This window comes from Aeromonas sp. ZOR0002, assembly GCF_963866995.1.
GTDB lineage: Bacteria > Pseudomonadota > Gammaproteobacteria > Enterobacterales > Aeromonadaceae > Aeromonas > Aeromonas caviae.
In genome coordinates this window covers 1-9886 of the sequence record NZ_CAWMFQ010000131.1, presented here as the reverse complement: position 1 = coordinate 9886, position 9886 = coordinate 1, and the positions used below count along the sequence as shown (strand labels likewise).

The 9886-nt window shown below is 65.5% G+C and carries 7 protein-coding genes and 2 pseudogenes; 2 read left to right on the top strand and 7 right to left on the bottom strand.

All coding sequences use genetic code 11. The features are described 5' to 3' along the window. The 7 genes and pseudogenes from AACR77_RS07520 to AACR77_RS07490 all read right to left on the bottom strand — a co-directional run. A pseudogene (locus AACR77_RS07520) lies at positions 1 to 535 on the bottom strand (ABC transporter permease); the annotation flags it as partial. Positions 536 to 541: 6 nt separating this feature from the next. Then, complete coding sequence (locus AACR77_RS07515) at positions 542 to 1711, bottom strand: ABC transporter substrate-binding protein (protein WP_042878138.1); 1170 nt, start codon at positions 1709 to 1711, stop codon at positions 542 to 544. A 19-nt stretch (positions 1712 to 1730) separates the two neighbouring features. After that, positions 1731 to 3887 (bottom strand): FAD-dependent oxidoreductase, encoded by a 2157-nt coding sequence (locus tag AACR77_RS07510; protein ID WP_042878113.1) that lies wholly within the window; start codon positions 3885 to 3887, stop codon positions 1731 to 1733. Then, on the bottom strand, positions 3884 to 4459 hold the full coding sequence (locus AACR77_RS07505) for a carboxymuconolactone decarboxylase family protein (protein WP_039039829.1): 576 nt from the start codon (positions 4457 to 4459) through the stop codon (positions 3884 to 3886). Before AACR77_RS07505 ends, AACR77_RS07510 begins: the two co-directional genes overlap by 4 nt. Beyond that, on the bottom strand, positions 4449 to 5159 hold the full coding sequence (locus AACR77_RS07500; protein WP_042878111.1) for a DUF1499 domain-containing protein: 711 nt from the start codon (positions 5157 to 5159) through the stop codon (positions 4449 to 4451). Before AACR77_RS07500 ends, AACR77_RS07505 begins: the two co-directional genes overlap by 11 nt. Positions 5160 to 5286: 127 nt before the next feature. Beyond that, a complete protein-coding gene (locus AACR77_RS07495) occupies positions 5287 to 5565 on the bottom strand; it encodes a peptidylprolyl isomerase (RefSeq protein ID WP_039039827.1) in 279 nt (92 codons plus the stop codon). Positions 5566 to 5624: 59 nt separating this feature from the next. Further along, positions 5625 to 6020, bottom strand: a complete 396-nt coding sequence (locus AACR77_RS07490) for a hypothetical protein (protein ID WP_042878109.1) — start codon at positions 6018 to 6020, stop codon at positions 5625 to 5627. A 536-nt stretch (positions 6021 to 6556) separates the two neighbouring features. On the opposite strand from AACR77_RS07490, the gene tamA reads away from it, so the two are divergent. Beyond that, positions 6557 to 8332: an autotransporter assembly complex protein TamA gene (tamA, locus tag AACR77_RS07485; RefSeq protein ID WP_042017328.1), complete on the top strand. Its 1776-nt coding sequence runs from the start codon at positions 6557 to 6559 to the stop codon at positions 8330 to 8332. Positions 8333 to 8408: 76 nt separating this feature from the next. Beyond that, positions 8409 to 9886: pseudogene (locus tag AACR77_RS07480) on the top strand (translocation/assembly module TamB domain-containing protein); the annotation flags it as partial.

The window sequence follows — 9886 nt, the reverse complement described above, 5'->3', positions numbered from 1 at the left end:
CCCCCAGCCACTGCTGGCGCGCCACCTTGGCGGGATCCAGTGCCGCCAGCGCCATCAGCAGCAGGAAGGGGGTCTCCTTGAGGATGAGCACCACAATGAGGCCAAGCCCCCAGGGATCCTTGAGGGTTTGCCAGTCCGGGGGCTGATGGATGAGGTCAAGCAGGGGAGCGACGAGGCGCAGCAGCCAGCCGGAGGGAGCGATCAGAAAGGCGATGCCGATGGCAAAGGCGACGTGGGGAAGCGCCAGCAGGGGGGAGAGCAGGCGGCGCAGCCAGCGCATCCAGGGACGCCCGTCCCCCTGGGCGAGCAGCAGGGCGGTGGCGCCGAGGGTCCCCAGGGTGGAGGCGCCCGCCACCCAGAGGCTCAACCCTGCGGAGTGCCAGAGTCCGGGCTGGGGGAGCAAGAGGGATAGATTGGCGGGGGTGAGCCCCTCGATGACCAGCAACAGCAGGCCCCCGGCGAGCGGGATCCCCAGTAGCAAGGCTCCCAGCATCAAAAAGGGCAGCAGGAGGAGAAGAGGGGCGCGCGCCTGCATGATGGATCAGTGGCCGTAGCGCTCGGCCCAGGCCGCTTCCAGCCGGGTTTGCCAGCTGGGGTGGGGCTCTGCCACCCCCTTGAAGCGCAATGCCGGACGGGTCTGGCCTGGCAGTGCCTCCTGGCGCAGCACGCTGGGATCCCCCCAGAAGGCGGGGTCGCTCTTGCGCGCCTGGGCGGCGGGGCTCAGCAGGAAGTTGACCACCACCTTGGCCCCGGCCCGGGCGGAGGCATTGAAGGGGATGGCGAGGAAATGGCTGTTGGTGAGCGCCCCTTTTTCCATGGCGATGGCCTGGACGGTGGGGGGCAGGGTGCCGTTTTGCACCGAACTCTGGGCTTCCCCCGGGTTGAAGCTGATGGCCATGGCCAGCTCGCCGTCATCGAGCAACTGCCTGGTCTCGGCGGCGCCGGTGGGGAAGAGCCTGCCCTTTCGCCAGAGCGCGGGGTGAAGCTGGTCGAGCCAGGCCCAGAGAGGGGCGGTGATGCGAAGGAAGTCGGCATCGGTCGCCTCCCGATAGAGGGGCGCCGGATCCGGTGTCAGCTCCAGCAGGATCTGCTTGAGAAAGCTCGAGCCGTGAAACTGGGGAGGCTTGGGGTAGGTGAAGCGGCCGGGGTGAGCCTTGGTCCAGGCCAGCAGGGCGGCCGCCGAGGTGGGAGGAATGTCTACCTGGTCGCCATCCACCATCAGATTGAGCTGGCCTATGCCCCAGGGGGCCTCGAGCCCCTCTACCGGCACGGTGAAGTCTTCACTCACCGGCAGGGCGGTGTCCACCAGGGCCATGTTGGGCAGCTCGTCGGTAAAGGGGGCCCCCAGCAGCCCCTGCTCCTTGAGCGCCTTGAAGTTCTCGCCGTTGACCCAGAGCAGGTCGATGGGGCCGTTCGACGTCTTGCCAGCCTGTTTGCCGGCCAGCAACTGGCTCACGCTCTGGGCGATGTCATCCACCTTCACCTGCACCAGCTCGACCTGGTACTGGCGAGCGATCTCCTGCCTGGCCCACACCAGGTAGGCGTTGATCTCGGGGCTGCCCCCCCAGGCGTTGAAGTAGACGGTCTGCCCCCTGGCGGCCAGCAAGGTCTGCTGCCACGATGCGTCATTGGCGTGGAGCGGGGAGGCCAGCAGCAGGGGGACAGCGGCCATCAGGGGACGGAGCAGGGCGCGAAGTCGGGTCGTGAACATGATGGTTGCCTCGTCAGAGTCAGGCGCCGCGGCGCCAGCGGTGATAACGGGCCAGCAGCGCCAGCAGGCGCCCGGGCTGGCGGGCACGGCGCCAGGCGCCAGCCACGTACTTGTTCCCCTCCATCAGGGTGGGGTAGGGGTGAACGGTGGCGAGGATCTTGCCAAGTCCCAGGCGGTGGCGCATGGCGAGAGCAAACTCGGCGATCCGCTCGCCGGCGTGAGCACCCACTATGGTGGCCCCGAGTATCCTGTCACGGCCCGGCACCGTCAGCACCTCGACAAAGCCCCCTGACTCGCCGTCGGTGATGGCTCTGTCCAGCTCGGCCATCTCGAAGCGGGTCGACTCGAAGGGGATGCCTCGGGCCCGAGCCTCTTTCTGGTTGAGGCCGACCCGGGCTATCTCCGGACTGGTATAGGTGGCCGCCGGCATGACCCTGTAGTCTGCCCGAAAGCGCCTGAACTGGCCAAAGAGGGCGTTGATGGCGGCATACCAGGCCTGATGAGCGGCAAAATGGGTGAACTGGTAGGGGCCGGCAACGTCCCCCACCGCCAGGATGCTGGGGTAGTTGGTGGCGAGGAAGCCGTCGATGGCCAAGGTGCCGCCGGGGGCCAGTTCAACCCCCAGCGCCTCCAGCCCGAAACCGCTGACGTTGGCCTCCCGGCCAAGGGCCAGCAGCAGCTGGTCCCCCTCAACCACCAGCGTCTCGTCCCCCCGGCGCAGGTACAGCCGGATGGGCAGGTTGGCGCCTTTACCGTCCATATACCCGGCCGAGGTAGCCTGCCAGCCGAGGTGCAGGGTGACACCGTCGTGCTCCAGCTGTGCGGCCAGGGCCCCGGCGACGTCCCTATCTTCCCGGGGCAGCAGCTGAGGGCCTTGCTCCACCAGGGTGACGGGGATATCGAGCAAGGCCAGGCTCTGGGCCAGCTCGCAGCCGATGGGGCCTCCTCCCAGCACCAGCAGATGGCGGGGGGGCTCGCGCAGTCGCTGCCAGATAGTGTCGGAGGTGAGGTAGGGAACCCTGTCCAGCCCTGGCAGTGCGGGTACCCGGGGTCGGGCGCCGGTGGCGATCACGATATGACGGCTGGTCAGGCGCTTGCCGTTGACCTCCACCTCCCAGGGGGAGGTGACTCGCGCCCGCCCCTGGATGCACTCCACCCCAAGTCCTTCATAGCGCGCCACCGAGTCGTGGGGTTCGACCTCCTCGATGACCCGGGCGACCCGCGCCATCACGGCGGCAAAGTCGGCGCGGCTCTGGCTCGGGGTAAAACCAAGCTCCCCGGCCTTGCGCTGTTCAATAGCGAAGCGGGCGCTTCGGATCAGCGCCTTGGAGGGGACGCAGCCGGTATGGAGGCAATCCCCCCCCATCCTGTGCTGCTCGATGAGGGCCACTCTGGCTTTCACCGCGGCGGCGATGTAGCTGGTGACCAGGCCTCCGGCACCGGCGCCTATCACCAGCAGGTTGTAGTCAAAGCGCGCCGGCTTGCGGTAGGGGGCGTGCAACCGGTAGAGGGCGAGACGGCGCTGCAAGGCACGCATCAGCCAGGGCATCAGGCCGAGCAGGGTCAGGGCGGCCAGCAGGTCGGGGGAGAAGAGGTTGCCTGTGCTGGTGAGGGTAGCCAGCTCGCTCCCCGCCAGCACGTAGACGAGGGTGCCCGGCAGCATGCCGAGCTGGCTGACCCAGTAGTAGGTGCTGACTCTGATGGGGGTGAGCCCCATCACCAGGTTGACCAGAAAGAAGGGGAAGAGGGGGATGAGGCGCAGGCTCAGCAAATAGAAGGCCCCCTCCTTTTGCATGCCGGCCTGAACGCTCGCCAGCTTGTCGCCAAAGCGCGTCTCGACCCAGTCCCGCAGCAGGAAGCGGGCACTGAGAAAGGCCAAGGTGGCGCCGAGGGAGCTGGCAAAGGAGACCAGCAAGAGCCCCCACAGGATGCCGAAGACGGCGCTGCCCGCCAGGGTGAGCAGGGCCGCCCCCGGCAGGGAGAGGGCGGTGGTGAGCACATAGATCACCAGAAACAGCAGGCTGGCTGCGACAACATGGCGGTCGACCCAAAGGGTCAGGCGCGCCTGGTGTGCCTGCAACTGGGTGAGGCTCAGATAGTGGTCAAGGTCGAGGGCAAAGAAGGTGCCGACCAGGGCCCCCATCGCCAGCAACAGCAGCAGGCGTGCCTGGTTCATCCCTGCCCCTTGTCGAGGGGGCGCTCGGGTTGCACCGGCAACTGGCAGAACCCCTGGGGAGCGATGTCGAGAGCGGCATTGAACTTGGCGGACATGTTCTGGAAGGCGATGAGGCCGGTGAGCTCCACCAGGGCGTCGTCATCGAACCAGGGCTTGAGGCGAGCGGCCTGCTCGTCGCTCACGCCATCTAGCCCGGTCATGGCCTCGGCATAGTCCAGCACGGCCCGTTCCCGCTCGTCGAACAAGGGGCTGTCGCGCCACCGGGCCAGCGCCTCCACCTTGTCGCTGGAGCCTGCCCGCTTGACGAGGGTCATGGCGTTGATGTCGACACAGAAACGACACCAGTTGAGCTGGGAGACCCGCACCGTCACCAGGGAGCGCAGCACGGGGTCGATGGGGGAGCGCTTGCGGTTGATGACGCCGTAGAGGGTGGCGACCGCGGCGAACAGCCTGGGGGAGCGCCCCCAGCACTTGCCCGGGATCAGCACCTGACCGTAGTTGCGTTTCTGCAGCCAGAAGAAGGGGCGGATGAACCAGGCGTAGGCCCGGTCCGGTTTGACCTCAATGCGCATCTTGTTCCTCTTTGAGCTTCTCCATCTTGGGCTTGTAGGCCCCGCCCAGACGCTCGTTCAACCGATTCAGGAAATCGATGATCCGTGCCCGGTTGACCCCCAGATCGCTGCGCCCCTGGCGCGAGGCGGAGCGCATGTCGATACGGGTCTCTTTGGGCCCGGCAAAGACCCGCAGGGCCACGTCATCCTGAAACCCGAACCAGCCGGTGGTGACGACGGCATCGATACCCTCGCTGCCCGGATGAACCTGCCAGCCCAGCTCCGTCATCAGTTCCTCGGCTTCCGCGAGCACTTCGACCGGGGATGCCCGGGTATAGAGAGGACCGGGGTTGCTTGGAAATACTTGCAGGGGCGGGGGGGAGATCGGGAGATCCTCCGGGCTTCTGAGCAGCTCGGCCCACTGGAGCCGTGGCGGATGGTAGGGATCCGTGCTGACGTCGTTGGTGAGGGGGGAGCGCAGCGCCTGGACGAGAAACAGCAGGGGCAACAGCAGGGGAGTGATGCCCCAGATATCCGGCCAGAGGTTGGTGGTGCGGCGATAGCGCCAGGGCAGGCGCAGCAGCAGCACGAGGCTGAGGAGGGCGCTGGCGAGACAGAGGATGAAGCCGAGCCACCAGGGCCAGAGATGGGCGCGGCTGCCAAGGGCCCCGCAAAGGGGCAATAGCCAGGTCAGCAGCGGCCACCACAAAGAGCTGTGCATAAGAGGGATCCACGGGTCAGGATGGAACTATGCCCAGAAGGATAAACTTAATTGCCTGATAACGTTAGTAAATGATCTCCAATCCCAGGCGTGCGGCTCAGAGAGCCGATGGCCTCGTCGCCCTGGATCAGTTGCGATAGAGCACCTTGATGAGGTGGAAGCCGAACTTGGTGCGCACCGGCCCCAGCACGGTCAGCAACTCCCCCTTGAAGACGGCATCGTCGAAGGACTTGACCATGTCCCCCTTGGAGAACTCTCCCAGATCGCCGCCACGCTTGCCGGAAGGGCAGGTGGAGAAACGCTTGGCCATCTGGCTGAAATCGGCGCCCTTGGCGAGCTTCTCCTTGATCTCCAGACACTGTTTCTCGGTCTTGACCAGGATGTGCTGGGCACAGGCTTTTTTCATCGGAATGCTCCTCGGCGAGGGGAAAGGGGGCGCAAGATTACTGCAATTGCGCCTCCACGTCAGCCCCTCGGGCGCGAGACCCGGCTCCGGGGGCCGGTGGCCAGGGGGACCCTGGCCCGGGATTGCCAGAGGATCTCCAGCCCCAGCAGGGCATAGAGGCTCCAGATGGCCAGGGGGTTGAGCCAGTTGCCCCCCATCTGCAGGGTGGCCAGGGCTGCGCTCACCAGCAGCAGGACTATGCCGGGCAGGCGCCAGTGGGCAGACAGGGGGGCGAGCAGGGCCATGCCCAGCAGCAGGGCCAGGCCAAAGGGCAGATTGAGCGCGGTGAAGGCGAGGGCCTGCTGGCCGTTCATGCCGGTCAGCAATGCCAGCAGGGCGCTGCAGCAGGCCAGGAAGGTGATGAACTCGAGTCGGTCGGCGATGTAGTCAGCCAGTTGTTCGCTACGTAGGTGCATGGGGTCTCTCCTGCGATGATTGGGATCAGTGTGGGACAGGCCGGAGCGCAGGGGCAGCGGGATAAATCGATTGAATTGAACGAAGCTTTAGTGCCATCTATTCAAGTGATTGATTTAAACTTATTTTCCTGTTCAATAGCAGGCAGGGTGGGGAAGAGGGCACGGAGCAAGTCGAGGGGGACGGGTTGACGAAACCCGTCGGATGCGGGGTGTCCGACAAGGGTTGTCGCGACGAGCCGGACCCTGCTGCCAGCCCAAGGCTACCAGGGGAGATCCGGCGTGGCGGGGCAGGTGGTGGCGTTTTGTTCGCCCCTTGCCCGGATTGTGCGCAGTTTGGCTCCTCACACCCGGCTGGCTCCTTGCTGGGCCGAAGCGATCCCCGCACCGGGGGCGGCAGAGCGGCACGCAAAGGGGCCCCGAGCGTGGGATTTCGCCGTCGCGATTATGCTAGGATGAGCGGCACTCGCCCGGGATGAGTCTCGGTATCGTACTAAATAACACAATCTTTAAATCATGTTATTCGGGGAAAATGACGTTTGACAGGATGCTATCCTACTTTTCTCACCGGGAGCACTTCATCCGGGCGATCCCGTCGCCCCGGGCCCGGTCTCTTGCTGCTCGCCCTCGCTCTCTGGCTGATGGCGATGCCCGCCATGGCGGCCAAGTTGACCTACCAGATCAAGGGGGTCAGGGGAGAGCAGAAAGACAACGTCGAGGCCTACCTCAACGCCCTGCCCGTCTATCAGGAACGCCAGTACCGCCCCGCCCGCGCCAAGATCACCGAGAGCGTACAGAAGGCGCTGCAGGTCTATGGCTACTACCAGCCCAAGATCACCCTGAACCGCGACAAGAAGACGCCCGCCAAGGTGGTGATCGAGATTGAGCGGGGGGAACCCGTGATCATCTCGCGCCTCGACATCCTGCTGGAAGGGGATGCGGGGAGCGACGAGGTGTACAGCGAGCTGCTGGACAAGCTGCCCCTGAAGGAGGGAGATCCCCTCAACCACGGCAAATATGAATCCATCAAGGCGGATCTCGGCAGTCTGGGGCTGGCCCGCGGCTATTTTGACGCCAAGATCAGCAAGAGCCAGGTCAAGGTTTTCCCGGAACAGGGCAAGGCGGAGATCTACATCCTGTTTCGCTCTGGCCCGCGTTACCATTTCGGCGAGATCCGCTATGACGCGACGCCGGAGGCACTGCACCTTATTCGCCCGCTCATCAACATCAAGAGCGGTGATCCCTATCTGGCGATCCGTCTGGCGGAGATGTCCCAGGATGTCTCCTCCACCAAGCTGTTCAAGCAGGTGGACATCAAACCCCTGATCAGCCAGGCCGAGGGCAACCGGGTGCCGGTGCAGGTGACCCTCTCCAACCGGGTCGATCACGAGATTGAGACCGGTATCGGTTATGCCACGGACGTGGGGCCGCGCCTGAGTGCCACCTGGGAAAAACCCTGGGTGAACCGCTATGGTCACCGCCTCTCCAGCACCGCCAAGATCTCGGCGCCGGAAGCGGAGCTCAGCTTCGACTACCAGATCCCGGTGGGCAACCCGCTGCGGGATTACTACTCCCTGCAGGCGGGCTATCAATACACCGACAACAACGACACCCGCTCCGATCTGGCCACCTTCGGGGTGCACCGCTGGACACGCCGACCGGAGAGCTGGGACAGAGACGTCTTTGTGCGCCTGGAGAACGAGCGCTACGTCCAGGGTCAGGACGAGGGGAACAGCCTGCTGCTGATCCCCGGTGTCTCCTGGTCACGGCTGCGGGTGCGCGGCGGTCTGGTGCCGGATTGGGGGGATCGCCAGCAACTGACGATGGAGTTCTCGAGCCCCTACTGGGGGTCCGACATCAGCTTCATGCGGGTGTGGGGGCGCAGCAAGTGGCTGCGCACCCTGGGCGAAGATCACCGTTTCCTGATGCGGGCCGAACAGGGGGCCATCGTCGGGGATGATTTCTCCCTGGTCCCCCCCTCCCTGCGCTTCTTCACTGGCGGCGATCAGACGGTCCGGGGCTACGGTTACGAGACCATTTCGCCACGGGGGGACGATGGCAAGCTGACCGGCGGGCGCTACGCCAGCGTCGGCAGCCTAGAGTACAACTATCGCTTCAGCGAGAAGTGGCTCGGCGCCCTGTTCGTGGACGCCGGGACCGCCACCGTCGACTACAGCGAGGCCTGGAAGATAGGCACCGGGGTCGGGGTGCGCTGGGTCACCCCCATCGGTCAGGTCAGGCTCGATCTGGCGGTGGGCATCTCCGAGGAGGACAAGCCGCTGCGGCTGCACTTCGCGCTGGGGCCGGAACTATGACCCGGCAACCAGGCGCACATCCTCTTCTTTCTCTTTGCTGGCCGCTGCGGCTGCTTTCCTTGCAGGGGTCTGCATCGTGATCTGGGTAAAACGCATTTTCTTGTGGCTCATGGGCCTCTTCTTCCTGCTGCTCATCGGCGTCAGCCTGCTGGGCTTCACCCATCAGGGCAACAAGTGGTTGTGGCAACAGGCCAGAGCCGCGCTGCCCTCCCTCAAGGGGGAGCTGGTGGCGGGGCAACTCGGTTATGGCTGGACCTTCGAAGGGGTTGGCTGGCAGGACGAGCTGGTGGATGTCACCGTGGAGCGGGCCGTGCTGGACTGGGATCTGGGCAAGCTCCTGCAGGGCAAGCTCTGGATCAAGACTCTGGCGGTGACTCGCCCCGTGGTCCGGGTGGCGGAGTCCGAGCCGGTGCCGGAAGAGCCGTCGGAGCCCTTCGTCTGGCATCCGTTGCCGCTCAAAATCCAGGTCGACAGCCTCAAGGTTGCCGATCTCGATGTGGCGGTGCCCGGCGTGACGATCACCCTCAAGGATCTGGACATTGGCGCCGCCCTGGATCGCGCCGGACTCATCGTGCGCGGCCCCGTGCTCGATGGCCTGAACGTGGTGGTAGCACCGTCCCCGGTGGAGGCGGCCAGTGACAAGGGCGCCAAACCGGCGGATGAGAAAAGCGCCACCCTGGCGGCCGGCGAGCGCAAGGCTGCCCCCGGTGACAAGACGCAGGCCGCAAGCAAGCCCGAGCCCATGGTGCTGCCGGCGGTGCGACTGCCTTTCCCCATCCAGCTGGAGGGGCTGAAAGCCACGGCGTTCCGTTATCAGCAAGGTGAGCTGGTGGAGGGGCTAGACAACCTCTTGCTGTCGGCCACCGCCGAGGAGGAGCGCATCGACATCCGGGAGCTCTCCTTGCGCCATGCCATGGCGGATCTGGCCTTGCGTGGTCAGGTGCGCCTGCACGAGGATTACCCCCTCGCCCTGACTCTGGATGCCAAGGCGCGTCAAGGGCTGCTGGACGGGGAGCTCAAGGGGGAGCAGGTCAATCTCGTCCTGGACGGTTCTGTGGGCAAGCTTGGGCTGGCACTCAAGGCCAAGGGGCCGGTGGGCGCCAATCTCAAAGGATCCCTTGCGGCCCTCGACCCGGATCTGCCCTTCGATCTGGCGCTGGACTGGAAGAGCCTCTCCTGGCCCCTGCACAAGCCCGCCAAGGATGAGCCCAGCTATCGGCTGGACAAGGGCACCCTGAGCGCCAAGGGCAAGCTCTCCGGTTACCAGTTTGCGCTCAACACCGCCGGCAAGGGGACCGATGTGCCCCCCTTCAAGGTGGCCCTCTCGGGCAAGGGGGATCTCAACCAGCTGAGCCGTATCGAGCTGCTGCTGGGGGCCCTCAAGGGGGAGCTCAAGCTCGACGGCAAGCTGGCCTGGAGCAAGGGGGTCCAGTGGCAGGGGACGACCGAATTCAAGGGGATCAACCCGGCGGAGCTGGTGCCCGAGATCAAGGGGGCACTGGCGGGCAAGATCACCAGCCGCTTCGATCTGGATGAGGCGGGCCACTGGCATCT

What these genes read in the sequence shown, in the direction of transcription:
- AACR77_RS07490 (WP_042878109.1), bottom strand. Translation starts at nt 6,020, where the DNA reads ATGCACCTACGTAGCGAACAACTGGCTGACTACATCGCCGACCGACTC.
- AACR77_RS07500 (WP_042878111.1), bottom strand. Translation starts at nt 5,159, where the DNA reads ATGCACAGCTCTTTGTGGTGGCCGCTGCTGACCTGGCTATTGCCCCTT.
- AACR77_RS07515 (WP_042878138.1), bottom strand. Translation starts at nt 1,711, where the DNA reads ATGTTCACGACCCGACTTCGCGCCCTGCTCCGTCCCCTGATGGCCGCT.
- AACR77_RS07505 (WP_039039829.1), bottom strand. Translation starts at nt 4,459, where the DNA reads ATGCGCATTGAGGTCAAACCGGACCGGGCCTACGCCTGGTTCATCCGC.
- AACR77_RS07495 (WP_039039827.1), bottom strand. Translation starts at nt 5,565, where the DNA reads ATGAAAAAAGCCTGTGCCCAGCACATCCTGGTCAAGACCGAGAAACAG.
- AACR77_RS07510 (WP_042878113.1), bottom strand. Translation starts at nt 3,887, where the DNA reads ATGAACCAGGCACGCCTGCTGCTGTTGCTGGCGATGGGGGCCCTGGTC.